Source organism: Janthinobacterium sp. GMG2 (assembly GCF_033949445.1).
GTDB lineage: Bacteria > Pseudomonadota > Gammaproteobacteria > Burkholderiales > Burkholderiaceae_D > Janthinobacterium > Janthinobacterium aestuarii.
Window position 1 is genome coordinate 1013278 of record NZ_JAXAWA010000001.1, and the last position, 23373, is coordinate 1036650.

At 61.4% G+C, this 23373-nt stretch carries 22 protein-coding genes; 3 read left to right on the top strand and 19 right to left on the bottom strand.

The genetic code is table 11. The features are described from left to right. Positions 1 to 13 precede the first annotated feature (13 nt). Both fliG and fliF read right to left on the bottom strand, forming a co-directional pair. Positions 14 to 1012 (bottom strand): flagellar motor switch protein FliG, encoded by a 999-nt coding sequence (gene fliG, locus SKZ59_RS04585; RefSeq protein WP_034754023.1) that lies wholly within the window; start codon positions 1010 to 1012, stop codon positions 14 to 16. Further along, on the bottom strand, positions 1005 to 2720 hold the full coding sequence (gene fliF / locus SKZ59_RS04590; protein WP_034754020.1) for a flagellar basal-body MS-ring/collar protein FliF: 1716 nt from the start codon (positions 2718 to 2720) through the stop codon (positions 1005 to 1007). Before fliF ends, fliG begins: the two co-directional genes overlap by 8 nt. Before the next feature lie 328 nt (positions 2721 to 3048). On the opposite strand from fliF, the gene fliE reads away from it, so the two are divergent. Continuing rightward, positions 3049 to 3351, top strand: coding sequence for a flagellar hook-basal body complex protein FliE (gene fliE, locus SKZ59_RS04595; RefSeq protein ID WP_230517249.1), 303 nt, complete (start codon positions 3049 to 3051; stop codon positions 3349 to 3351). A 41-nt stretch (positions 3352 to 3392) separates the two neighbouring features. On the opposite strand, the gene SKZ59_RS04600 is transcribed toward fliE, so the two are convergent. The 13 genes from SKZ59_RS04600 to SKZ59_RS04660 form a co-directional block, all read right to left on the bottom strand. Next, on the bottom strand, positions 3393 to 4139 hold the full coding sequence (locus tag SKZ59_RS04600) for a flagellar brake protein (protein ID WP_080698661.1): 747 nt from the start codon (positions 4137 to 4139) through the stop codon (positions 3393 to 3395). A 25-nt stretch (positions 4140 to 4164) separates the two neighbouring features. Continuing rightward, positions 4165 to 4491 carry an EscU/YscU/HrcU family type III secretion system export apparatus switch protein gene (locus tag SKZ59_RS04605; protein WP_034754014.1) on the bottom strand — a complete coding sequence of 109 codons (327 nt, stop codon included), beginning with the start codon at positions 4489 to 4491 and terminating at the stop codon, positions 4165 to 4167. Further along, the gene (locus tag SKZ59_RS04610; protein ID WP_319990947.1) at positions 4484 to 5665 is read right to left on the bottom strand and encodes a flagellar hook-length control protein FliK; all 1182 of its coding nucleotides are present in this window, start codon (positions 5663 to 5665) and stop codon (positions 4484 to 4486) included. Before SKZ59_RS04610 ends, SKZ59_RS04605 begins: the two co-directional genes overlap by 8 nt. Positions 5666 to 5691: 26 nt before the next feature. Continuing rightward, complete coding sequence (locus tag SKZ59_RS04615) at positions 5692 to 6018, bottom strand: flagellar protein FliT (RefSeq protein ID WP_070303636.1); 327 nt, start codon at positions 6016 to 6018, stop codon at positions 5692 to 5694. 3 nt (positions 6019 to 6021) lie between these two features. Continuing rightward, positions 6022 to 6468 carry a flagellar export chaperone FliS gene (gene fliS / locus SKZ59_RS04620; protein ID WP_034754008.1) on the bottom strand — a complete coding sequence of 149 codons (447 nt, stop codon included), beginning with the start codon at positions 6466 to 6468 and terminating at the stop codon, positions 6022 to 6024. Between the two features lie 22 nt (positions 6469 to 6490). Next, a complete protein-coding gene (gene fliD, locus SKZ59_RS04625; protein ID WP_252867337.1) occupies positions 6491 to 9169 on the bottom strand; it encodes a flagellar filament capping protein FliD in 2679 nt (892 codons plus the stop codon). A 233-nt stretch (positions 9170 to 9402) separates the two neighbouring features. Continuing rightward, positions 9403 to 9768, bottom strand: a complete 366-nt coding sequence (locus SKZ59_RS04630) for a flagellar protein FlaG (protein ID WP_070303638.1) — start codon at positions 9766 to 9768, stop codon at positions 9403 to 9405. An 84-nt stretch (positions 9769 to 9852) separates the two neighbouring features. Next, positions 9853 to 11337, bottom strand: a complete 1485-nt coding sequence (locus SKZ59_RS04635; protein ID WP_072455362.1) for a flagellin — start codon at positions 11335 to 11337, stop codon at positions 9853 to 9855. Positions 11338 to 11819: 482 nt separating this feature from the next. Continuing rightward, on the bottom strand, positions 11820 to 12413 hold the full coding sequence (locus tag SKZ59_RS04640) for a PEP-CTERM sorting domain-containing protein (RefSeq protein WP_219327623.1): 594 nt from the start codon (positions 12411 to 12413) through the stop codon (positions 11820 to 11822). Positions 12414 to 12698: 285 nt separating this feature from the next. After that, entirely contained in the window at positions 12699 to 14270 is a 1572-nt protein-coding gene (locus SKZ59_RS04645) for a diguanylate cyclase (protein ID WP_070303640.1), read from the bottom strand. Positions 14271 to 14468: 198 nt separating this feature from the next. Next, positions 14469 to 15116 (bottom strand): response regulator transcription factor, encoded by a 648-nt coding sequence (locus SKZ59_RS04650; protein WP_034753998.1) that lies wholly within the window; start codon positions 15114 to 15116, stop codon positions 14469 to 14471. A 30-nt stretch (positions 15117 to 15146) separates the two neighbouring features. Beyond that, positions 15147 to 16649, bottom strand: a complete 1503-nt coding sequence (locus tag SKZ59_RS04655; protein ID WP_319990948.1) for a sensor histidine kinase — start codon at positions 16647 to 16649, stop codon at positions 15147 to 15149. 17 nt (positions 16650 to 16666) lie between these two features. After that, positions 16667 to 17254, bottom strand: coding sequence for a membrane protein (locus SKZ59_RS04660; protein ID WP_034753995.1), 588 nt, complete (start codon positions 17252 to 17254; stop codon positions 16667 to 16669). Positions 17255 to 17369: 115 nt separating this feature from the next. Here SKZ59_RS04660 and greB point away from each other — a divergent pair, with 115 nt between their 5' ends. Beyond that, a complete protein-coding gene (greB, locus tag SKZ59_RS04665) occupies positions 17370 to 17936 on the top strand; it encodes a transcription elongation factor GreB (protein ID WP_072455356.1) in 567 nt (188 codons plus the stop codon). A gap of 56 nt (positions 17937 to 17992) precedes the next feature. Here the strand turns inward: greB and SKZ59_RS04670 are convergent, their stop codons facing one another. The 4 genes from SKZ59_RS04670 to SKZ59_RS04685 all read right to left on the bottom strand — a co-directional run bounded on the left by SKZ59_RS04670 (position 17993) and on the right by SKZ59_RS04685 (position 22280). Continuing rightward, positions 17993 to 20275 (bottom strand): bifunctional (p)ppGpp synthetase/guanosine-3',5'-bis(diphosphate) 3'-pyrophosphohydrolase, encoded by a 2283-nt coding sequence (locus tag SKZ59_RS04670; RefSeq protein WP_319990949.1) that lies wholly within the window; start codon positions 20273 to 20275, stop codon positions 17993 to 17995. Between the two features lie 82 nt (positions 20276 to 20357). Next, positions 20358 to 20561, bottom strand: coding sequence for a DNA-directed RNA polymerase subunit omega (gene rpoZ / locus SKZ59_RS04675; RefSeq protein ID WP_010400723.1), 204 nt, complete (start codon positions 20559 to 20561; stop codon positions 20358 to 20360). A gap of 54 nt (positions 20562 to 20615) precedes the next feature. Further along, on the bottom strand, positions 20616 to 21254 hold the full coding sequence (gmk, locus tag SKZ59_RS04680) for a guanylate kinase (protein ID WP_080753685.1): 639 nt from the start codon (positions 21252 to 21254) through the stop codon (positions 20616 to 20618). A 135-nt stretch (positions 21255 to 21389) separates the two neighbouring features. After that, positions 21390 to 22280, bottom strand: a complete 891-nt coding sequence (locus SKZ59_RS04685; protein WP_034753986.1) for a YicC/YloC family endoribonuclease — start codon at positions 22278 to 22280, stop codon at positions 21390 to 21392. Positions 22281 to 22582: 302 nt separating this feature from the next. Here SKZ59_RS04685 and rph point away from each other — a divergent pair, with 302 nt between their 5' ends. Continuing rightward, positions 22583 to 23311 carry a ribonuclease PH gene (gene rph / locus SKZ59_RS04690; RefSeq protein WP_034753984.1) on the top strand — a complete coding sequence of 243 codons (729 nt, stop codon included), beginning with the start codon at positions 22583 to 22585 and terminating at the stop codon, positions 23309 to 23311. The last annotated feature ends 62 nt before the right edge of the window (positions 23312 to 23373 follow it).

Sequence of the window (23373 nt, forward strand, 5' to 3'; positions counted from 1 at the left end):
TTTGGGAATCAAATTAGACAAACGAATCCTCGCCTTTTCCGCCTAGGACAATCTGCCCTTCGTCCGCCAGGCGGCGCACGATCTGCAGGATCTGTTTCTGCTGCGATTCCACTTCCGACAGGCGCACGGGGCCTTTCGACTCGAGGTCTTCGCGCATCATCTCGCCGGCGCGCTGCGACATGTTCTTGAAGATCTTGTCGCGCAGCTCTTGCGAGGCGCCTTTCAGGGCGATGATCAGCATTTCCGACTGTACTTCGCGCAGCAGCAACTGGATGCCGCGGTCGTCGATGTCGATCACGTTGTCGAACACGAACATTTCGTCCATGATCTTTTGCGCCATGTCGTTGTCGTAGTTCTTGATGTTGTCCATGACGGAGCCTTCTTGCTCGCCGCTCATGAAGTTCAGGATCTCGGCTGCCGCGCGCACGCCGCCCAGCGACGATTTCTTGATATTTTCGTTACCCGACAGCAGTTTCGTCAGTACGTCGTTGAGTTCGCGCAAGGCGGCCGGCTGCACGCCGTCCAGGGTGGCGATGCGCAAGACCACGTCGTTGCGCAAACGGTCCGTGAAATGGCCGAGGATTTCGCAAGCCTGGTCGCGTTCCAGGTGGACGAGGATGGTCGCGATGATCTGCGGGTGTTCGTTGCGGATCAGCTCGGACACGGATTGCGAATCCATCCATTTCAGCGATTCGATGCCGGACGCATCCTTGCCGCCCAGGATGCGCGACAGCAGCACGGACGCCTTGTCGTCGCCCAGCGCCTTGGTCAGCACCTGGCGGATATATTCGTCCGAATCGAGGCCGACCGTGGAATTGAGTTCCGTCTGCGCGCGGAAGTCGCCGAGCACCTCGACCACCTGCTCGTGCGCGATGCCCTTCATGGTGGCCATGGCGGCGCCCAGTTTCAGCACTTCGCGCGGGCCGAGGAATTTCATCACTTCGGCCGCTTCGCTCTCGCCCAGTGCCAGCATCAGGATCGATGCTTTTTGCAGTCCCGTTGTCTCAGTCATTATTGCCTATCCATGCTTTGATCACGTTGGCCACCACGCGCGGGTCTTCCTGCGCCAGTTTTCTGGCCATCGCCAGGTTTTCGCGATAACCGCGGGCAGTGTCTTCTTCCAGTTCTTCCAGTTCCGCTTCGCTGAGCAGGACTTCGTTTTCTTCGTCCGTTTTCTCCAGTTCCGGCTCGATGACGGGCGGCGGTGCGCCGAAATCGTCGATCTTGCGCATCACGGGGCGCAGCATCGGGCGCACGATCTTGATGAAGATATACAGCAGGATCAGGGCCGTGATGAGGAATTTCGCCAATTCCTTAGCCAGCGGCAAGTTGGCCGGGTCGCGCCACCACTCGAGCTTGCCTTCCGGCGCACGGTCGATGCCGTCGAACGGCGAGTTGGCCACGCTGAAGCTGTCGCCGCGCTCCTTGTTGTAGCCCATCGCTTCCTTGACCAGATTATTGATCTGGACCATTTCGGCAGGGGAAATCGGCTTGACCGTGACCTTGCCATCCTTGTCGAAAGTACGGCGATAGTTGACGACGACGGCCACCGACAGGCGGCGCAAGCCGCCCATGGACTTCTGCTCGTAGCGCACGGTCTTGTCGACTTCATAATTCGTCGTCGATTCCTTCTGTGTCGGCGCCGTCGGCGCGCCGCCCGGGGCGCCTGGCGCCTCGGCCGTCAATGGCGCCGTCGCCACGCCAGGCGGCTGGTTCGATAGCGCACCCGGCACGCCGGATGGGTTGGCATTGCCGGCGCCCGTCGACTCGCTCGTTTGCTGGCTGCGGATGGTGGACGCTTCCGGCGGCGAATTCGGCTTGTAGGTTTCGGCCGCCTGCTCGCTTTGCGAGAAATCGACATCGGCCGTCGCTTCGGCGCGCACATTGCCTTCGCCGACGATGGGCAGCAAGATCGATTCGACCTGCTTGATCACGCTTTGCTGCAACTGCTGCACGTACTTCAGCTGGTTCGGGTCCAGGCTCTTGATGCCGTTGGCGCGGTCCTTATCCTTTTCCTGGTTCGACAGCAAGGTGCCGGCCTGGTCGACCACGGTGACATTGATCGGCAGCAATTCCGGTACGCTGGACGCCACCAGGTGGACGATGGCGCTCACCTGCAGCTGGTCCAGGCCGCGGCCCGGATGCAGGTTCAGCAGCACGGAAGCCGTCGGTTTTTGCTGTTCGCGCACGAAGACGGACGGTTTCGGCAGGGCCAGGTGGACACGCGCCGTGTCGACGGCGGAGACGGATTCGATCGATTTGGCCAGTTCGCCTTCCAGTGCGCGCTGGAAATTGACCTGCTCCAGGAATTGCGACACGCCCAGCTTCTGGTTTTCCATCAGCTCGAAGCCCACGTTGCCGCCCTTCGGCAAGCCTTGCGCGGCCAGTTTCAGGCGCGCGTCGTGGACTTGCTCGGATGGCACGAGAATGGCGCCGCCGCCTTCGGAAAACTTGTGCTTGATGCCCAGCTGGTCCAGCGAAGCGGTGATGGCGCCGCCGTCGCGGTCCGTGTAGTTCGAGAACAGGACTTTGTATTCAGGCGGCTGGTTCCACATGTACAGGGCCACGCCGATGGCGATCAGTGCCGCCACGCCCAGGCCGCGCAGGAAATTCTTGCCCATCGGCGTCTTGGCGAACGCTTGCACGGACTCCACGGGCGAGCGGGCAGGCGCCGGTTCCGGCGGTATGCGGTTCACATCGATTTCTTCGGCTACAGCCATGATTGCCTTCCGGGGCGCGTATGTTTGGTATTGAGTGGGGGCCGCTTCCACTGGAGGAGGGGGCGATATGCAGAATTATCCGCCACTGTCACGCGCTTCAATCGTCCAAATAGAAGGCGCTTTTGCCGCCTGCTCGGCCGAGCGGCTGGCGTTGGCGCTGGTATTGTGGAACCCTGGCAACATGTGACGGAAGTTATTGTACCCGTCGTTGCCTTGCAAGCCAGGGTTTTGTTCTCTGGGTGCAACAGGCATGGAACAGATATGAAGCAGACCAGAATCGGGAGGCAAAGTGAAAACAGGCGGTATCGATAGCAGCAGGATCGAGGCGATGATCGCGCAACTGAAGTCGGCGGCCACGCGGCCGGAGGCGAAAATACCGGCGATCCAGACCGAGATGCCGGCGGCGAAGGTGAATTTTGCCGATGCCTTCAAGAGCGCGCTGGACTCCGTGAGCGGCGCGCAAAAGGCTTCTTCGGCGCTGGGCCAGCGCTTTACCATGGGCGATGAAAAGGTCAGCCTGTCGGACGTGATGGTAGCGATGCAAAAGTCGAGCATCGAATTCCAGGCGACAGTGCAGGTGCGCAATAAGTTAGTTGCTGCGTATCATGAGATCATGAATATGCAGGTTTAACTGTTGATGACCCAAAACGCAAGGGCTGGGGCAACTGACGCTTAGCCCAACCCCGCCATCCTGGCATTGCGCTCGCGCTCCAGTCGCGTGATGTAGCGCTGCACGTGCGCCAGCATGCTGCGCGGCAGGTCGACGAACTGGCAGCCGAGGCGGCGGTTCAGTTTGTTGTTCAGCAGGGTCATGTCCAGCGAGTTGCGAATTTGCAAAGTCGCGGTGACGATGCCGACGTCGGGCAAGTCGATGCGGCAACCGGGATAGTCCCTGCCGATCGTTTCGCCCAGCATCAGTTTATTGTCCAGGATGGCGATGCCGCCGCAGCTGATGTCGGCCAGCGGGAACAGGGTATCGGCGCCACCGAGCGAGGGCGGCAGGGGAATCGAGACGCGCACGGGATTGCTCACGGGCGTCGTCATGCGGTAGTACTCGCGCCGCTGCAAACGGATCAGTGTTTCTGGAATGGCAATTTTCAAGGCGGGCGTGCCGCCGTAATTACACTCTTCCACCTGGGCGCTGGCAAACAGGATGCGGATCTTGTCGAGCGAGGTTTCAAATGAAATGCCCGTGGCGGCCAGCATGCGCCGGTTCTGGTCGGCGTTCACGGAACGGTCGAGGATGACGGTATTGTGGTCGGCATCGACTTCCAGGATGGAAGTGACGCACACATCGGATTCACCGTGGATCAGCATGCGGATCAGCTGGTTTTTTTCGCTGATGCCGCGCAGCAAGGCAATGATTTCCCGCCGCGATTCCACTTCAAAATCATGCCAGTTTTCGAGGCCGGAATCCATAATATGTGCTTGCATTGATGCCTGTCTATGTATCGGTGAGGTTGACGCTGGTGTCGGGCGGCGGCGGGATCGGCCCGCCATTCGCAGATTCAATATGATATAACCAGGCCAGCAGTTCCGCAATCGCCCGATACAGGCCGGGCGGAATCTGGCGGTCCAGGTCGACATCCATCAGCAGTGCCACCAATTCCTTCGATTCATGCACGAACACGCCGTGTTCGCGCGCCGTGCTGATGATCTGGTCCGCGATCAGGCCGCTGCCCTTGGCTACCACCTTGGGCGCCGGCGTGCCGCTCTGGTAGGCCAGCGCGACGGCCGTCTGCGGCACCTTGCGTCTGCTGTCGTCAAGCATCGTCTTCTCCAGCCGCCGCCTCCGGCTTGCCGGCGATCGTCAGCGACGACAATGGCCAGCCGGCCGCATCGAGCGACGCTTCCAGCCGCGCCGCATGCTGGCGCAAGGTGTCGGCGCTGCCTTCGCTGCCCGCCTGCAACTGGATGGATACGCGGCCGCCCTGCAGGACCACATGCGCGGCCAGGTCGCCCAGAAGGGGGAACTGGAAGCGCACATTGCTGCGCCAGGCCGTCGCTTCCTCGTCGCCATCGCGTCCTTCGTGCTGCTGCCCTTCCGGCGCATCCTTGCTGATATCCCACTGCATCTTCTGGCCGGGCCAGGCTTCGCCCTGCCACTGCACACGCGCCTGTTCGTGCGTATGCAGCTGCAAATTGATCAGTTGCGCCGAAGCGAGGTCGGTGCCCGTTCTGGCCATGTCGCCCTGTGCCGCCTTCTGCATTTGCGGCTCCAGCAGCAGCGAGGCCAGCGGCCGCTTGCCTTCGGCCCATTCGGCCACGTGCGATTCATAGAACAGGCCGCTGCTGCCGACGGCATCGCGCAGGTTCTGGGCCACCTGGGCCGGAGCGGCGCCCGGCGTGGCCATCAGCGGCGTCTTGCCGACCAGCGACAGGGGTGCGCCGGGCACGCTTTCGGCCTGGCTGAGCACCGTGCTGATGGCGCGCGCGGTGGTGCTCAGCTCGGGCGCGGGCGTGTCGCCGGCCAGGGCGGGCAGCAGATTGGCGGGTGTCAGGGGTGCACGGCTGAGCAGGGTGGCGGCCGTGCTGCTGGCGCGCGTGCCCGCCTGGGCGGCACCGGCCTGGGGGCCGCGCAGGTCGGCTGCTTCCGGCTCGGCTTCCGCGTCCGCATATGTCAGCAGGGCGCTGGCGGGCTGGTCGCGGTTATTGCCGATTTGAAAAGAGGGGCGGGGATTGATGCCGATCAGGGTCAGCGGGATTTCCGTGCCCGGCTGCGCGCCAGCGGGCAGCTGCATGCGGGCCGGCGTGCCGGCCACGCGCACAAGGAAGCTGCCGTCGCCCATGCGGGCCAGCACCTGTCCCTGCATGGATTTGCCGATCAGTCCCTGCAGCGAGCGCTGGAACTCGGCCTGGCGCGGGTCGGCGACGCTGTCGGCCTGGCGCGTGGCCTTGACCGGGGTCAGGGGCGTCATGCCGATCGCATCCATCTTCGGCAACATGATAGCTGACCTTGCCCCGTGGGCGTTTAGACGCCGTAGGCGTTGGCCAGGCGCCGCTCGGTGCCGGTGCTGTTGATCAGCTTGGACAAGTGGGCCATCCACGGCATGGTCAAATCGCGGATCTTGCGGTCGTCTTCGAGGATCTGCTTGATCAGGGCGACCTTGCGCTGGCGGCCGGCGCTTTCCAGCACGACTTTTTCTTCATTCGCCTTCAGCGCAGCCACATGCGCGCTCACTTGCTGTTCCAGCGCTTCGAGCTCGTCCCAGTCGGCATTGCTGGCGGCGGTCACCATCCGGCCCGTCAGGGTCTGCATGGCTTCGTAGGTGGTCAATACTTCTTGATTGGTCATCATGGGTCAGGCGCTCGCAAGGCTGGGCATACGTTTCAAATCGGCGCCGGGAATGGCGGCCGGCGTGGCGCCGATGGCGTTCCAGGTTTCGCGCAGGTCGGTCAGCAGGCGCTGCACTTCTTCCAACAGGCTGATGTCGTTTTTCAGGTTGGCCATCAGCAGGCGCGCGCTCATGTATTCGTACAGGGCGTCGAGGCCTTCGGCGATTTGGCCGCCAGCGTCCTTGTCCAGGCTGGCGCGCAAGCCATTGTCGATGATCTGGATGGCTTTCGAGATGGACTTGCCTTTTTCCGGCACATTGCCCGATTTCATGTGCATCTGTGCGCTGAGCACTGCCACCAGGGCGCCGTCGTACAGCATCACGATCAGCTTGTGCGGCGAGGCCGAGACGATGCCCGTCTCCAGGCCGACCTTGGCATAGGCGTTGACGCCGCGTTGTTGGGTTCCAAACATGTAATTCTCCTGATGATAGCGCTTAACGGTTGGCGGCGATGGCGGCCAGCTGCTGGGTCAGATAGGTCTGCGTGGTCTGCATGGCACTCAGCGACACGTCGAGGCGCGAGAACTGGGCGCGATAGCGCGCTTCGATGGCGGTCAGTTTTTCGCTGAACTTGTCGCGCTGCGCCGCCACCGATTTCAGGGTTTCGTTGATGCCATTCGTGCGGCCGGTGATCATGCCGTCCGTCCCCAGGAAGGAGGTGGCCAGATTGTTCAGCTGGTAGGCATAGCCTTGCGAGAAGCTGACGGTGCCGCGCGGGCCGATCGTGCCGCCAGTTACCTCGATTTTCAAGCCTTCCGACGACGAACCGGGCGCGCCCGTCAGCGTCTGACCGGAGCCGATGACCGGTTGTCCGCCCAGGGTGCCAGCCACGTCGGCACCCTTGACGGGCTTGGCCGTGCCAAACAAGGTTTCAATGGTGGTTCCCGTGCCGTTGCTCAGGGCCAGGTTCGACACGGAACCATAGCGGCTCGAGGCCAGCACCAGCTTGCCCGTGCCATCGATCGAGGCGGACACGGTGGCGCCATTGTCCGAGAAGGCTTTCACGCCATTGATCGACGATTGCACCAGCGCCGCCAGCTGGGCCGGTGTGTAGGTGCCGGCCGGTATCGTCACCTGGGCCGTGTTCTTGGCGGATGAAGGATCCGTATCGTTCAGGGTCACGTTCCAGGTGGTATCGCTGGCGATGGTCGTGCTGGCGCCCAGCACGCCGGTCGAGGTGAGCGAACCCTGGCTGGCCATGGTGGTGATGCTCAGTTCATACGTGCCGGGCTTGGTTGCCGCCGTCGAGCTGGTAAAGGAGACGTTGCTGTCGCTGGTCTTGCCGATGGCCGAGAACAGGCCAGCGATATCGCTGAAATTGGCACTGATGGCCTTGTCGAGTTTGCTGGAATCCAGCGCCAGGCTGCCGTCTTTCTGGAAAGAAATACCCACCTGGCTGAGGGTACTCATAGTGCTGTTCAAGCCGGTGATCGGCGCGCCCAGCTGTCGGCGCAGCTGGCTCTGGATCGATTGCACGGTCGAGTCGCCCAGCAGGACGCCGCCAGTCTTGGTGTCGGGATTGTACGCCGTCATTTTACCGATCGCCGTGTTCAGTTCGTTGTATGCCTTGACGAAGGAGTTGATGCTGGTCTTGACGGTGGTGGTGTCTTTGGCAACGGACAGGCTGCTGCTGCCGACCTTGGCGATGTTCAGGGTAATGCCTTCGATTGCCGTATCGACGCTGTTCGAGCTGCTGGTGATGGGAATGCCGTTAACACTGAACATGGTGTTCTGTGCCGCGCTGTTCTGCTTCAGATTCTGCGCGCCGCCAACGTCGTAGGCCAGCAAGGATTCCAGGGCACTGTCCGCAGGCTGGCCGTCACTGCCGCTCAGCGAGATTTTCATGGCCGAATTGGCGCCCGTCTTGCTTGAGCTGAGCACCAGGTGGAACGGTTTATCCGTGCCGTCGGAAACGATGCTGGCCGTGACGCCCAGACCGGCGTTGTTGATGGCGTCGCGGATGCCTTGCAAGGTATTGTTTGTCGAATCAATGACGACCGACCCCGTTGCCTGCGTCGCATCCTGGGTAAAGCCGGCACCCATGTAGCTGCCGACGGTGCCCGCCGTCAGGCCGGCCGCGGCCGGATTGCTGCCAGCGATGATGATGGGGCTGGCATTGCCCGATGTCAGGGTGATGGCGCTGGCAATTGTCACATTCGAGCCATCGTTGCTTGCGCCCGCTGCCTTGCCGATGCCACCGCTGACGCCACCCGTGACGACCTCTTCAATATTGATGTTGGAGCCATCGGCGCGCGTAAATTGCAAGGTGCCATCGGCAGCCTTGCCCGTGACCGTGATATTGGCTGCGGCCAGCGCATTCGAGACGGCATTCGGCCCTTCCAGCTTCGCATCGAGGCTGGCGGCGGTGATACCGGCGCCGGCGGCCACGTTCTCGCCTTGCGAGACGATTTCAATGCCGCCAACGGACAGGGAATAGCTGCTGCCCGCGCCGCTGGTGGCGACATTGCCATACGTGCCGAACATGGCGGCATCACTGCTTGCTGGCTGGGCTGTCGCCGTGACGCCCGTGGTGCTGCTCTTGGCATTGATGGCATCGGCCAGCGCGCGTGCGCTTTTCGTGCTGGCGTCCGTCGGGATGGCCGTGCCGTTGAGGCTCAGCGAACCGTTGCTCACGCCGTTCAGCAGTGTGCTGCCGCTCAGGGCCGTGCCTTTGGTGCCAAAGGTGCCGCCGCTTGCCGAGCCGAGCTGGAAGGAAATCGTCGTCTTGGCGCCCAGGCCGATGGTCGACAGCTTGCTGGCCATGCCACCTGACGTCAGGGTCTGCGCCTGCGCCAGCTGCGAGACATTGATATTGTAAGTGCCGGCCACGGCCTTGGCGCCAGCGCTGGCGGACAGCACCAGCGGATCCGATGGCGTGGCGCTGACGGCGCGAAAATTGTTCGAGTTGGTCAGTGACGACAGCGAGCTCTGGAAGGTGCTGATCGAACCGCCCAGTGTACCCAGGGCGCTGAGCTTGGCCTGGTAGGAAGCCGTTTTCTTGTCGTAGAGATTCAGCGGCGCCGACTCAGCCGTCATCAGCTTCTCGATGATGGCATTGACGTCCAGCATGCTATTGCCGATGCCCGGAGAGGATAAGGTTGGTGTGATGGCCACTGCATGCTCCTAGGAAAACACTAATATAAGCTGTTATCGGCAGAATCAATCAGGACTTGAGAGGGGGATTTACCGCGCTGTTTTCATTTCGGGGAAAAAAGCGGCCTGGTGTGCGTAAAGGGTTGCTCTTGTGGTAATAAGAATACGGGGGCCGGCAGGCTGGCTGGCGGACCCCGGTGTCGTGCTGATGCATGGCGAAACATGGCAGCGCGGACGGTTTTGCATGGCATCCGTCAGGCGCTTTGGCTGATGAGCGCGCCTTTGGCTGACTCGAAGGCCTTGGCCAGCGCCAGGGCTTCCTTGGTCGGGATCTGCCGCAAGACTTCCTTGGTTTCCTGGTCGATCACCATGACGACCGTGCGCTGACTGTCCTCATCGACGGAAAATTCCAGGCCCTGGGTCTTGATTTGCGATGACTGGTTCAGTTCAGATACCGCCTGGTCCAATTGGGCGCGGCTGGGTTCCTGCTCATTTTGCTGCGTTGTCACGGCGTCAGTGGTGCTGCGAGATGCCGCGGCACGCGCCGGCGCGATGTCTGCCGGAGTGTAACTCTTCTCGATCCGGCTGGCCGAGGCGGCTGATATCGTGTCTATAGTCATGGTGCTCTCCTAGTGAAAATTCCCCTGCCGAAAAAATCCGGCAGGGGAACCTGGGTCTGGCGATGTGACGAGACTAATCGAAGATTAGCCGCGCAGCAGGCTCAGCACGCCGTTAGGCAGCGAGTTTGCTTGCGCCAGCATGGCGGTACCAGCTTGTTGCAGGATCTGGCCGCGGGTCAGGCTGGCTGTTTCTGCTGCGAAGTCGGTATCGACGATGCGGCTGCGCGATGCGGACAGGTTTTCCGTCGTCGATTGCAGGTTCGAAATCGCCGAGGAGAAGCGCGATTGCAAAGCACCGTACTGAGCGCGTTGGCTGTTGACCGTCGACAGTGCCGCATCGGTGATCTTCAGGGCCAATTGCGCGCCCGCAAACGTCGTGACGTCCAGCGATGCAACCGATTTCAGCTGCGAACCAGCATTCGTGGTTCCAGCGGCCGCCGCACCCAGGCCCAGGCCGGAACCCGCATCGGTCACGGAGAAGCTGCTGTCCGAATCGAACGTCACGCTGCCGTTGGCGATACCAACTGCAGCTGCACCTTTGGTATCAGCAGCCGCCGACAACGTGTTATCCAAGTTGTAGGTTTTGACGTCCAGCTTGACAGCAGCCGTGGCGCCATTCGTCACCTGGATGTCGGCACCATTGGCATTACTCAGCTTGATGCCAGGATTTTTGGCGTCAAAACTTGCCGTGATGCCCGTTTTGGCGGTTTGTGCATTGATCGCGTTGATGCCGGCGGCAAAGTCGGCCGCCTGATTGGCGGCGCCGGTGACGGTGAACGAAACAGTCACGGCATCAGCAGGTGCAGAATTATCGCCGTTCAATTTGAACGAGTACGATTCCGCACCCAAGCCCAGGTTGGCTTCGGTTTTTGCCGTGGCGGTGACGCCGGTGCTTGCCGTTTTGGCATTCAATGCGGCAGCGATCGATTTGGCGGTGTCGCCTGCAACGGTGGTGTACTTGTCGGTACCCAGCTTGCCGTTGACGGTGACATCTTTGGCTGCAACGACGTTGGTCGTGGTCAGTTTGGCTGCAACAGCGTTGTTTTCAACGCGGTTGTTGCCATATGTGTTCGTCAGGAAGTTCGCGCCGTTGGCGGAAATCAGCTGGTTCGCATCGGCGCCGACCTGGAAGTTGGCCGTACCCATGGTGCCATCGAGCAGTGCCTGGCCGTTGAACGAGGTGGTCGTGGCGATACGGTTCAGTTCCGAGTTCAGCTGCGTCACCTCGGTTTGCAGCGCCTGGCGGTCGCTCGACGAGTTGGTCGAGTTCGACGACTGTACGGCCAGTTCGCGGATACGTTGCAGGATGTCGCCCGAGCTCGACAGTGCACCCTCGGCCGTTTGGGCCAGCGAGACGCCGTCGTTTGCATTGCGGGTTGCTTGGGTCATGCCGCGGATTTGCGACGTCATACGGTCGGAAATCGCCAGACCAGCAGCATCATCCTTGGCGCTGTTGATGCGCAAGCCAGAGGACAAGCGTTGCAGCGAGGTGCTCAGGGATGCTTGCGAGGAGCCCAGGTTGCGTTGCGAGTTCAGGGAAGCGATGTTGGTGTTAATTACTGCAGCCATGTTAATTCTCCAGACAGGTACTACATTGCGCTATGTGCTAGTCACTTTGGCCTGCCCCGCTGTTCCGGGACAATCAAGCCGCTGTTGTTTAGGGTAACGGTTGCTCTGCGGGAAAATTTATGGCGAAAAGTGCTTTAAATTTTAATTTTTAGCCCTTCAGTTTGTCGCATGCCGCGCGCTAGACGACATGCTTTTTGGAAACTTTAGGGTGAAAATAATTTTATTTTTATATGGTGCGCATGCTGGCGGCGTGCTGGAGGCAGGGGGGTGTTATTGGTTTTGCCATGAAGTTGCCGTCCAGCTGGGCAGCGGGACGGCATGGCGTAGGCCGGACGGACTCAGGCGGCCAGCATCCTCGCCCTCGTTGGCAGGAGCCAGGATAGGCGAGGAAAAAGTGGATCAGGACTTTTTGGTGAGGTCATATGGCGGACGGATCGTTCGTGCCCGACAAGCGATAGCATATTATTCGCCAGTTGTTGTGTTCACGATTTCCGTTTACGTCGAACAATGAAACCCATCAAGCCTAAACCTGTGAGTAACATGGCATAAGTTTCGGGTTCGGGAACTGCGGAGGTAAATGTCAGGGACAATGTTTGAGCGCCAGATGGAAAACCGGTGAAGTCAGTCCAGTTTTGTCCTTCTATAGAGGATTTCATCATGAATCCCACAGGCGTACCATTTTTATAAGCCTTGTTCAGATATTCTGTCAGGTCGATGGGTTTTTTTTGGCTTATATTGGTTGCTGTCTTTGCTACCAATCCCCCGATGGGATTCGGAGCGGTATAGTAATTAAAGGATACCCAGGTTCCATCGGTAAGATAAACCTCCATGCTACGGGCAGTTATCGGTGTCCATAAAAGCCCCGATGTCAGCGTGACGGAGGGATCATAGGCTGGCAAGATGAACTTTTCATACAGGCGGCTATATCCTTCGCCAAAAATAGCCCCTACTTCACCTCTATCTAAGGTGTTTGTGTTGCCGTTGCGGGTATTGTAAAAAGTTGATAGGTGCTGGCTGCTTGTGATGGAAATTTCTTTGACAGCCGCCTGGGAGACCGCAGGCATGATTGCAGCCATGAAGATTGCGAGCGCGAATAAAGTATTTGAGGATATATTTTTAATGCACTTAAGTGGACTTCTTTTCATATGGCATGCCCTGAAAGGTTGATTTAATAAAATTATTGGCATAACTGGTGTGTGTAGCCTTTTCTTAAAAAAAAGCACACAACCATGTTACATTGCCAATTAAGTCATTAAAACGATCCAGGTTAATTTTTTAGTAATTCGCCGAGTGATTTTTTTTCGGTAATGCCCCGAGGCAAAGTGATTGAGGTGCTGTGTGTTGCTTCGCACCACATGGGTTCACTCCGCCACCACCACCCGGTTCTTGCCCGTCTGCTTGGCCTGGTACATGGCACGGTCGGCGCGCTTGACCAGCTCGGCCTGGTCTTCGTTGGGCAGGCGCAGGGCCACGCCGGCGGAAAAGGTGATCAAGACTTTTTCGTTATCGTGCAGGAAGAAATGCCGGGTCAGCTCGCGCTGCAAGCGCGTCATCGTCGACGAGGCCGCCTCGACCGTCGTTTCCGGCAGCAGGATGAGGAATTCCTCGCCGCCGAAGCGGGCGATGACGTCCATCGAGCGCAGGGTTTCCTTGACGATTTTCACCAGGTGTTTCAAGGCGGCATCTCCGGCCAGGTGGCCGTAGGTATCGTTCAGGCGCTTGAAGTCGTCAAGGTCCAGCATGGCGATGCACAGCGGCGTGCCGCGGCGGTCGGAACGGGCCGTCTCGCGTTCGAACACGTCGTCCAGGCCACGGCGGTTCAGGCTGCCCGTCAGCTGATCTTCCCGCACCAGTTCGCTCATATGCTGGAGTTTCGCTTCCAGGGTGTGGATGCGCTGTTCCGCATCCTGCACTTCCTGGCGCGCCAGTACCATCTTGTCACGTGCGCGCAAGGCCTCGTTCTGCACCATGCGCGTTTCGCGCAGGACTTCGTCGAGAACGCTGTTCAGTTCGCTGATATTTTCCGCCTGGCTGATCTTTTCCGAATAGCCGCCGATCTTTTCATGGAAGTCGCCCGTACTGGCCGCCACTTGGCCCAGGCGGTCGATGAAGGTCATCATCATGTTCTTGACCGTCAGCTTGACGTCGGACAGGCTGTGCTTGAGCTGGCTTTGCTTGTAGATGACTTCCTTCAGGCTGCGCGTGGCGTCTTCCAGCGCGCGCTGGTCGAGCGGGCCGGCGATCAGGTTTTGCACGGCATCGACCTGGCCGCGCAGCCAGCTGTCGTCGTCGAGCAACTGGCTGACGTTGTCGAGCAGCAGCTTGAACAGGCGCAGCAGCAATTCCTGCTGCTCGGCCGTGTCGCCGCTTTTCAATTCGATCTGGTAGCACAGCTGTTTCAGGCGCAGGGCCGCTTCGTTTAGCGCTTCTTCCGTATGGGCTTGCTTGATGGCCGCGCCCAGCGATTCGGCCTCTTCCACCAGCGCGGGCGTGCCCGTCAGCAAGGTGGCGACGGCAAAGCCCAAGGTACGGCTGAGCAATTCACGCAGGGTGCGCGTCTGTTCGCCGTCCGGCAGGGGCGGCAATTCGATGCCGCCGCCTTTCTTGACCTGTTTCTCCGCCAGCTGCGCCAGGGTGCGCGCATAGCTGTCCCAGTCGCGCGCTTTCAGTGCGCGCTGGAAACGCTTGCCAAAGTCGCCCAGTTCGCCCGCGGATTCGCTCATCTTGGCGGCAAATTGCGTCAGGACGTTTTCCGCGCCGCTCTCCGTGGGTGCGCTGGCGGCCAGCACGGCACCAGGCGCCGCAGGGCTGTCCGCCGGTTCGCTGATGCCGGCGATTTCATTGTAGATATCGCGGTAGGCGCTCGGCGTGGGGGCGATGCGGCGCGTGGCCAGGCGGCGAAACGCTTCGCGGGCGATATCGGCCGGGTTCATCGCCGCGGCGGCGGTATTCGTGGCGCCAGCGGGAGCGCTTGCTGGTGAAGATGGCAATTTACTGGACATGTAGGCACAGCCTTTTCAGATATTTCTCATTATCCCCATGATATGCGAGTTGGCAAAGAACTTATTGTGCGAGAAGCAAGGAGAAGTCCTGTCAATTCGCCCGATGCCAGCGGGCATGCCGCTTTGCCGTCAATCCACCAGCTGGTTGCGGATCGCGTAGTGCGTCAGTTCCGCGCTATTCTTGAGTTTCATCTTGACCAGCAAGCGGGCGCGGTATTCGCTGACGGTTTTCACGGACAATTTCAGCTCTTCGGCGATGGCGCCCACGGCCTTGCCCGAGGCAATCATCACCAGGGTCTGGTATTCGCGGTCCGACAAGGTGTCGTGCAAGGCGGTTTCGTGGTCTTCACCCACCGTGTTGGCCAGTTCCTGCGCCAGCGAGGCGCTGATGTATTTCAAGCCCTGCGCCACCTGGCGGATGGCCGTGACCAGCTCGCGCGGCGCGCTCTGTTTCGTCAGGTAGCCGGCCGCGCCCGCCTTGAGCGAACGGATGGCGTACTGGTCTTCGCGGTGCATGGACAGCATCAGCACGGCCAGTTCCGGCTTTTCCTTCTTGATCTGCTTGAGTACCTCGATGCCGCTGCGGTCGGGCAGGGATATGTCGAGCAGCAATACCTGGCATTTCGAGCCACGGAACAGCTTGATGGCGTCGTGGCCATTTTCGGCTTCGCCGGCCACGATGATGTCCTTCGTGTCGGCGAGGATTTGCTTCAAGCCTTCGCGCACGATCGCGTGATCGTCGGCGATGAATACCCGGATGGTGGCTTTTTCTTTCATGACTGCATTGTTTCCTATCTGATTCACCCACTAGGCCGCGTCTGGCGGCGGCCCGCTGTGCGCTGGCGCACTGGCTGCAGCCGCTATTATCGCCTCTCGCGCCGTGGTCAGCCGGATTTTTATGCTCAGGATGGTGCCGCCATCCGGCCCATCCATCAGGCTCAAGGTACCGCCCAGCGCGCTGGCCCGTTCGGCCATGCCGCGGATGCCGAACGACTGCGGCTTGGCGCGGTCGGACAGGCGCATGCCGACGCCATTGTCGGCGATCGACAGGCTGATATGCTGGCGCTGCCGGGCCAGGCGCACGCTGACCTTGCTCGCCTGCGCATGCTTGGCGATATTCGTCAGCGCCTCCTGGGCGATGCGGAACAGGCTCGTCGCCTGGTCCAGCTCGAGGTCGATGTGTTGGCGGTTCGAAATGAACTGGCATTCGATGCCTGCCTGGCGCGCGAATTCCTTGACTTGCCAGTCCAGCGCGGCGACCAGGCCCAGGTCCAGCATGGAGGGGCGCAAGTCCAGCGAAATGCGGTGCACGGCGTCGATGCTGCGGTCGACCAGGGCGTCGACATAGTCGGCCTTTTCCTGCAATTGCGGGTCGTCCGGCGGCAGGCGGCGCGCCAGCATGGCCAAGGCCATCTTGATGGCCGTCAAGTTGCCGCCCAAGTCATCGTGCAGTTCGCGCGCCAGGCGCGTGCGTTCGTGTTCCTTGACCTTGTCGATATGCGCAGTCAGCTCGGCCAGGCGGGCGCGCGACTGGCGCACTTCGATCTGTTCGAGCCGGCTTTCCGTGATATTCGTCATGATGCCCTCCCATTGCACCGTGCCGTCGGCCAGCGCGCGCGGCGTGGAGCGCAGGTTGATCCATTTGACGTCCTTCCAGGCGTCGATCCAGATGCGGCCTTCCCAGTTCCAGCTCCACAAAGCCGTCTTCGACGTCTGCATCGATTCCAGATACGAGGCGCGGTCGTCGGCGAGGATCAATTGATAGAACAGTTCCGGGCGCGCGTGCAGCAGTGCCGGGCTCAGGCCCAGCAGGGCCTGGCAGCCGTCGCTCAGGTAGGCAAAGGAAGCCCGTCCATCCGCATGCAGGCAGAACTGGTACACGAGGCCCGGCGTATTCGAGACGATGGCGTTGAAGCGCGACTGCACCTGCGCCAGGGCGGCGGCCGTCGCCTGCGGCGTGCGCAAGTCTTCGCCTTCGGCCAGCAGCAGGGCGCGGCCGTGGCGGTGGGCGCGCGACAACTGCAGGCTGAGCGAATACAGGCTGCCGTCGCGGCGGCGCTGCTGCACGTGCAGCCGGGCTTGCGCGCCGATGCTGTCGTCCAGGGTAGCCAGCACGGCGGCCAGTTGCTGCGCATCGAGCTGCGGCGCCAGCGTGAAGGGTGTCATCGCCAGCAATTCCTTGCGTGCGTACTGCAAGTTGTCGCAGGCGGCATCGTTGGCGTCCAGCAATTGCAAGCTGGCCGCGTCGTACAGGTAGATTTCCGGCGCCGCCGCGCGCATGGCGGGGGCCAGCCGGGGAGTGTCGTGCATGGAGTTGGCTTTCTTCATCAGCGGCGGGCGCGCCAGAAGGCGGCGAAGCGGCGCAGGACCCTGGCCGGGCGGGAATTATGGCGTCCTGGCGTACCTTTGCGCAAGCGCTGCCACCAGGCACGGCGGGCGCGGCCCAGCGCGGCCGACAGCCGGCTGACTCGGCGCCATGGACGCGTGGCGCGCAGGCGGGCGATCCAGCGGTCCTTGGTTTCCATGAACAATCCATGCCAGCGCGCAAACCATGGCAAACTCAACAGGGTAGGGCGCGTCAGGCTGTACAGGCGCGCGACGGCGGCCGCGCCGCCCAGCTTGGCGATGACAATCACGCCGATGCCGGAAAACGCATGGCCGCGCGCGATCGCCAGCAGGGCCAGCAGCTTGACGGGAAACAGCAGCACGGCCGGCAGCACGAAGATGGCCAGTGCCCAGTAAGGCGGCAGGCGCTTGATCCACGCTTCGAGTGCATGCAGGGGCGGAAATTGCGCGATCACCTGCATGATGCGGGCCCCGGTCGCCCACAGCCATTCCTCGATCAGCAGGAAGATGGCGGCCAGGTAGACCAGCGGCGCGAACAGCCAGCGCCTGACTCTGTAGAATTTTTTCATCCGTCTCCGTGTGCGGCGCAGGTTTGCCGCGATTGCCACGATGATACGTCAAAAAAGCCCGCTTGCCCCCGTATCCCGTGTGCCCGCGGCTCCCTGGCGGGGCTACAATAGACAGATGAATAAAGCCTTTGTAAAAGAATCCGACAACGACGACGATGAAGAAGCGGCCGCGCTGGCGCTGGCCATTCCCGCCGGTGCCAAGAACTACATCACGCCGGCCGGTTACCAGCGCATCAAGGAAGAGCTGCTGCAGCTGATCGACGTCGACCGTCCGGAAGTGGTGCGCATCGTCCATTGGGCGGCGTCGAATGGCGACCGTTCGGAAAATGGCGACTATATCTACGGCAAACGCCGCCTGCGCGAAATCGACCGCCGCATCCGCTTCCTCACCAAGCGCATGGACCTGGCCGCTATCGTCGATCCCAGCGTGCACCATGGCAACGACCAGGTGTTCTTTGGCGCCACCGTCAAATATCGCACGGAAGATGGCGAAACGCACACCATCACCATCGTCGGCATCGACGAGTTCGATCCCCTGAACGGCAAGATCAGCTGGGTCTCGCCCATGGCCCGCACCATCACCAAGGCGCGCGAAGGCGACGTGATCACCCTCACCACGCCGCTGGGCGAGCAGGAACTGGAATTGCTGGAAGTGACGTATCCGGCGCCGGGGGAAGCTTGAAGTGATGGGGGCAGCATGAAAAAACGGCTGGGCGGAGAATCTGGCCAGCCGTTTTTTTAATTGCGTTCGCGCAGGATGCGGTTCACGCCGGCCACTCTGCGCACATTGCGCAGCAGGGCGGCCAGGTGGACCCTGTCCTTGACTTGCACGGTGAAGCGCAGCTGGTCTAGGACGTTGTCCTTGTCTTCGTCCATGCCGACATAGATGATGTTGGCGTCGGATTCGCCGATTTCGGCGGCGACTCTGGCCAGGATGCCCCGTTCGCTGTTGATCAGCACCTTGATGCGGCAGTCGAAGCGGCGGTTCAGTTCGGTTCCCCAGCGCACGGCGATCCAGCGGTCCGGTTCCTTGGCGCGCTGGCGTTTCGCTTGCGAGCAGTCGCTCGTGTGCACGAGCAAGCCCTGGTCGCGGCGCAGCTGGCCGATGATCTGGTCGCCAGGGATCGGCAAACAGCATGGCGCCAGTTGCACGGAGACGCCTTCGCTGCCGCAAATGGTGACAGGGTCGAGTTCGCTGCCGCTGTTGTGTTCCACGGGCATGCTGGCCGCTTCGCCGCCGATCAAACCGAAGATATGGCGCGCCACCAAGGTGGCCATGCGCTTGCCGATGCCGATGTCCGCGTACAGCTCGTCCATGGAATTGGCGCTCGATTCGTTGAGCAGGCGTTCGACCAGTGGCGCTTGCAGGTCGGCGTCGATGTTCAGGGTGTGCAGCGCCTGCGACAGCAGTTGCTGGCCCAGGGCGATCGATTCGGGCAGGTTGATCGTGCGCAGATGGTGGCGAATGGCTGAACGGGCCTTGCCGGTGCGCACGAACGACAGCCACGTCGGGCTGGGGCGCGACGAAGAATCGGTGATGATTTCCACGATGTCGCCATTGTGCAGCTCGGTGCGCAGGGGCGAGGTTTCGTTGTTGATCTTGACGGCCACGGTCTGGTCACCGATGCCCGTGTGGATCGAGTAGGCGAAGTCGATGGCCGTGGCGCCGCGCGGCAGGGCGATGATCTTCGACTTCGGCGTAAACACGTAGACGGAATCGGGGAACAGGTCGACCTTGACGTGTTCAAGGAATTCGGCCGAGTCGCCCGTCTGCTGCTGGATGTCGAGCAAGGATTGCAGCCACGCATGGGTGCGCTGCTGCAGGTCGGACGGGTTCGATTCTCCGCTCTTGTAGAGCCAATGCGCCGCCACGCCCGATTCGGCCGTGCGGTGCATTTCCTGCGTGCGGATCTGGAATTCCACGGGCGTGCCGTAGGGGCCGATGACGGTCGTGTGCAGCGACTGGTAGCCGTTCAGCTTGCGGATCGCGATGTAATCCTTGAACTTGCCCGGCATGGGCTTGTACAGGCTGTGCAGGGTGCCCAAGGTCACGTAACAGTCGGCAAAACTGCCCACCACCACGCGGAAGCCGTACACGTCCAGCACTTGCGAGAACGACAAATGCTTGCTGCGCATCTTTTTATAGATGTCGTACAGGGTCTTTTCGCGGCCCGTGACGTCGGCCTCGAGCTCGGCCATGGACAAGGTGCTTTTCACCGCTTCCATGATCTTGTTGACCACTTCGCGCCGGTTGCCGCGCGCCGCCTTGACAGCTTTCGCCAGGGTGCGGTAGCGCATCGGGTACAGGTGCGAGAACGACAGGTCCTGCAGCTCGTGGTAGATGTTGTTCAGGCCGAGGCGATGCGCGATCGGCACGTACACTTCCATGGTCTCGCTGGCGATGCGGCGCTTTTTCGCCGCCGTCATGAAGTCCAGCGTGCGCATATTGTGCAGGCGGTCGGCCAGCTTGATCAGGATCACGCGCACGTCGGACGCCATGGCCAGCAGCATCTTGCGGAAGTTTTCCGCCTGCGCTTCGATCTGGCTCTGGAATTCGATCTTTTCCAGCTTCGACAGGCCATCGACCAGGTGCGCCACCGGTGCGCCGAAGCGCTCGATCAATTCATCCTTCTTGACGTCCTGGTCTTCCATCACGTCATGCAGCAGGGCGGCCATGATGGCTTGCGCGTCGAGCTTCCAGTCGGCGCAGATTTCGGCGACGGCGATCGGATGCGAGATATACGGCTCGCCCGAGCGGCGCATCTGGCCCAGGTGCATTTCGTCGGAGAAGCGGTAGGCTTCCTTGACTTTCTTCAGGTCGGCGGGAGACAGGTATTCGGCCAGCTTGTCGGCCAGATGGCTGACGGAGGCCACGCCGAGGGCGGGTGCTGGCGGTACTGCGGGGGTATTGCTGCCGGACGTGCCGGTGCCGGGCGCGGAAGCGCCCTGCGATTTTGCCGCCTGGCGCGGGGCCAGGGGCGGCAGTGCTGCGGAAGTCGTGTCGGCTGGGGTCAGACTCATAAAACGTCGCGTTGCTTCACAGTGTGAATAAAGGATACGGTAGAACCAGGGGTCAGCACTGTTCCGGCACGCGGGTTCCCAATTACATCGGGACCTTTTTCAGCATTTCGATGCCGACTTTACCGGCAGCGATTTCACGCAGTGCGACAACGGTAGGCTTGTCCTTGGCTTCCACCTTCGGGGTGTGGCCTTGCAACAACTGGCGTGCGCGATAGGTCGCAGCCAGGGTCAGCTGGAAACGGTTAGGGATCTGCTTCAGGCAATCTTCGATTGTGATACGGGCCATAGTAACTCCTAAATTTGTGTGCGTGGTGCTGTGTGAACTGGCGTGCAGAGACGATTATTCTGCGTGCAGGCCCAGCTGGGCGAATAGCGATGCGTTGCGGGCCGCTTGTTGCGCAAACCGGCAACGGGCCGCTCTCACGATCGCGCTCAGTTCGGACAAAGCGACCGTAAACTCTTCATTGATAATAACATACTCGAACTCGGGAGCGTGTGCGATTTCGCCGCCGGCCGCCAGCAGGCGGCGCGTGATCACGTGCGGCTCGTCCTGGCCGCGCTTGTTCAAGCGTTCTTCCAGCGCATCGATCGACGGCGGCAGGATGAAAATGCCGGCCGCGCGGGGGAATTGCTTGCGCACCTGGCGCGCGCCCTGCCAGTCGATTTCCAGCAGGATGTCGGTGCCGGCGGCCATTTGCTGTTCCACCATGATGCGCGAGGTGCCGTAGTAATTGCCATGCACTTCCGCCCATTCCAGGAACTCGCCCTGGTCGGCGCGCGCGACAAAGTCTTCCGCCGTCGTGAAATAGTACTCGCGGCCATGCTGCTCGCCCGGACGGGGCGCGCGCGTGGTGGTTGAGATCGACAATTTGATGCCGGGCTCTTGCGCCAGCAATGCATTGACCAGTGTCGATTTGCCGGCGCCCGATGGCGCGGCAACCACGAACAGGCTGCCGGAGAAGGCGGTAGGGTGGCTCATGCGGATCTTTCAATAATCGTGTTGTTGGCGCCGGTGCTCGCGCAAGCGGCGCCCAATCCGCTATTTTACCAAGAGGCAAGGCGGCGAGCCAGTCCCAAAGCGGCCGGCATGGAGGATGCCTGGCCAGGCTGGCCCTTATTCCAGGTTCTGCACCTGTTCGCGCATCTGCTCGATCAGCAGCTTCAAGTCCATCGAGGCGTCGGCCAGTTCCTTGACGGACGCCTTGGCGCCCAGGGTATTGGCTTCGCGGTTCAGTTCCTGCATCATGAAGTCGAGGCGCTTGCCCACTTGCCCGCCCTTGGTGAGGATGTGGCGCGTTTCGCCCAGGTGGGCCGACAGGCGCGCCAGTTCTTCCGATACGTCGATGCGGATGCCGTACAAGATCACTTCCTGGCGGATGCGCTCCATGGCGTCCTGGCGCGACAGGGCCGAATTCGAACCCTGGCTGGCCAGACCCAGCGCGTCCTGCATGCGCTCGATGGCTTTTTGCTGGAAGGCCGCCACCACTTGCGGTATCAATGGCGTGATGCGCTTGACGATGGCTTCCATCGCTTCGATGCGCGACACGAGCACGGCTTCGAGCGCCGCGCCTTCGCGCTTGCGGCTGTCGACGAAAGCGGCCACGGTGCGCTTGGTCAGCGCGCCCACGTCCGCCTGCAAGGATTCCTGTCCCACTTGCGCTTCTTCGATGACGCCAGGCCAGCGCAGCAGTTCGGCCACCGTCATGACGGGCGCGGAGACAAAATGCTGGCCCACTTCGTTTTGCAGGCGCGCCAGTTCGGTCAGCAGGGGCAGGTTCAGCGCCTGCGTGCCGGCCGTCGCGGCCTTGCGGCCAAAGCTCAGGCGTACCTCGACTTTGCCGCGCGTGATGGCGGACATGACGGCGGCGCGCAAATCAGGCTCCAGAGCCCGCAGATCGTCGTTGATCCGGAATTGCAGGTCGAGAAAGCGCGAGTTGACGCTCTTGATTTCAATTGTCAGTGTGCCTGCAGCACCTTCGCTGGTGGCAACCGCGTAGCCTGTCATGCTTGAAATGCTCAAAGGATTCCCCGATTTGGTCTTGTATACAGTCACTTATACACTTAATCAGCCAGCGCAGGCAATACCGCCCGCGCCGCAAAACAGGACCGAAGTGCTCGATGGCCTGGAAATTGCTGAATAGTGTGCGTTTTACGGCATTGTAAAGAAAATTGTGTTTGGCGGGGCAGGATTGTATGGATCATGTGTGCGCCGCCCGCCATTGCGCCTTGCGCTGTTGCATGGCCGCAAATAGACGGGCGCGCGGTGGTAGAATCGCTGCCGCAACCCCAATCACACAGGACATCCCCATGACATTCGAATCCCGCCCGAGCGGCCGCGCCGTCGATGCGCTGCGCGCCATCCGCATCACCCGCCAGTACACCAAGCATGCCGAAGGCTCGGTGCTGATCGAGTGCGGCGACACCAAGGTCATCTGCACCGCCAGCATCGAAGACAAGGTGCCGGGCTTCCTGAAGGGCAAGGGCCAGGGCTGGTTGACGGCCGAGTACGGCATGCTGCCCCGCTCGACGCACACGCGCATGGACCGCGAAGCGGCGCGCGGCAAGCAGTCGGGCCGGACGCAGGAAATCCAGCGCCTGATCGGCCGCTCGCTGCGCGCCGCCTTCGATTTGCAGGCATTCGGCGAACGCACCCTGCACCTCGATTGCGACGTGATCCAGGCCGACGGCGGCACGCGCACGGCCTCGATCACGGGCGCCATGGTGGCCGCGTATGACGCGTTTGCCCAGTTGCAGGCACGCGGCGCGATCACCGCCATTCCCGTGAAAAGCTTTGTCGCCGCCATCTCGGTGGGCGTCTACCAGGGCATGCCGGTGCTGGACCTCGACTACGTGGAAGACTCGGGCTGCGACACGGACATGAACGTGGTGATGACGGAAGCGGGCCACTTCATCGAAGTGCAGGGCACGGCAGAAGGCGCCGCTTTCGACCGCGCCGGCATGAACCGCTTGCTGGACCTGGCACAGGGCGGCATCGCCGATCTGATCGCCATGCAGAAGCAAGCCCTCGGCATTTAATCTTTACACAGATTTACACATCGCCGCCCGCCGCGCCGGGCAACAAGCCCGCTTTTGCCGCC

Bases quoted from the DNA above. Each gene is read 5' to 3' on its own strand.
- SKZ59_RS04670 (WP_319990949.1), bottom strand. From the start codon at position 20,275: ATGAGTCTGACCCCAGCCGACACGACTTCCGCAGCACTGCCGCCCCTG.
- fliE (WP_230517249.1), top strand. From the start codon at position 3,049: ATGATCGCGCAACTGAAGTCGGCGGCCACGCGGCCGGAGGCGAAAATA.
- SKZ59_RS04660 (WP_034753995.1), bottom strand. From the start codon at position 17,254: ATGAAAAAATTCTACAGAGTCAGGCGCTGGCTGTTCGCGCCGCTGGTC.
- rpoZ (WP_010400723.1), bottom strand. From the start codon at position 20,561: ATGGCCCGTATCACAATCGAAGATTGCCTGAAGCAGATCCCTAACCGT.
- fliS (WP_034754008.1), bottom strand. From the start codon at position 6,468: ATGTTTGGAACCCAACAACGCGGCGTCAACGCCTATGCCAAGGTCGGC.
- fliG (WP_034754023.1), bottom strand. From the start codon at position 1,012: ATGACTGAGACAACGGGACTGCAAAAAGCATCGATCCTGATGCTGGCA.
- SKZ59_RS04655 (WP_319990948.1), bottom strand. From the start codon at position 16,649: ATGCACGACACTCCCCGGCTGGCCCCCGCCATGCGCGCGGCGGCGCCG.
- SKZ59_RS04650 (WP_034753998.1), bottom strand. From the start codon at position 15,116: ATGAAAGAAAAAGCCACCATCCGGGTATTCATCGCCGACGATCACGCG.
- SKZ59_RS04615 (WP_070303636.1), bottom strand. From the start codon at position 6,018: ATGATGACCAATCAAGAAGTATTGACCACCTACGAAGCCATGCAGACC.
- SKZ59_RS04605 (WP_034754014.1), bottom strand. From the start codon at position 4,491: ATGCTTGACGACAGCAGACGCAAGGTGCCGCAGACGGCCGTCGCGCTG.
- SKZ59_RS04630 (WP_070303638.1), bottom strand. From the start codon at position 9,768: ATGACTATAGACACGATATCAGCCGCCTCGGCCAGCCGGATCGAGAAG.
- fliF (WP_034754020.1), bottom strand. From the start codon at position 2,720: ATGGCTGTAGCCGAAGAAATCGATGTGAACCGCATACCGCCGGAACCG.
- SKZ59_RS04610 (WP_319990947.1), bottom strand. From the start codon at position 5,665: ATGTTGCCGAAGATGGATGCGATCGGCATGACGCCCCTGACCCCGGTC.
- gmk (WP_080753685.1), bottom strand. From the start codon at position 21,254: ATGAGCCACCCTACCGCCTTCTCCGGCAGCCTGTTCGTGGTTGCCGCG.
- SKZ59_RS04600 (WP_080698661.1), bottom strand. From the start codon at position 4,139: ATGGATTCCGGCCTCGAAAACTGGCATGATTTTGAAGTGGAATCGCGG.
- greB (WP_072455356.1), top strand. From the start codon at position 17,370: ATGAATAAAGCCTTTGTAAAAGAATCCGACAACGACGACGATGAAGAA.
- SKZ59_RS04640 (WP_219327623.1), bottom strand. From the start codon at position 12,413: ATGGCTGCAATCATGCCTGCGGTCTCCCAGGCGGCTGTCAAAGAAATT.
- SKZ59_RS04685 (WP_034753986.1), bottom strand. From the start codon at position 22,280: ATGACAGGCTACGCGGTTGCCACCAGCGAAGGTGCTGCAGGCACACTG.
- SKZ59_RS04645 (WP_070303640.1), bottom strand. From the start codon at position 14,270: ATGAACCCGGCCGATATCGCCCGCGAAGCGTTTCGCCGCCTGGCCACG.
- rph (WP_034753984.1), top strand. From the start codon at position 22,583: ATGACATTCGAATCCCGCCCGAGCGGCCGCGCCGTCGATGCGCTGCGC.
- SKZ59_RS04635 (WP_072455362.1), bottom strand. From the start codon at position 11,337: ATGGCTGCAGTAATTAACACCAACATCGCTTCCCTGAACTCGCAACGC.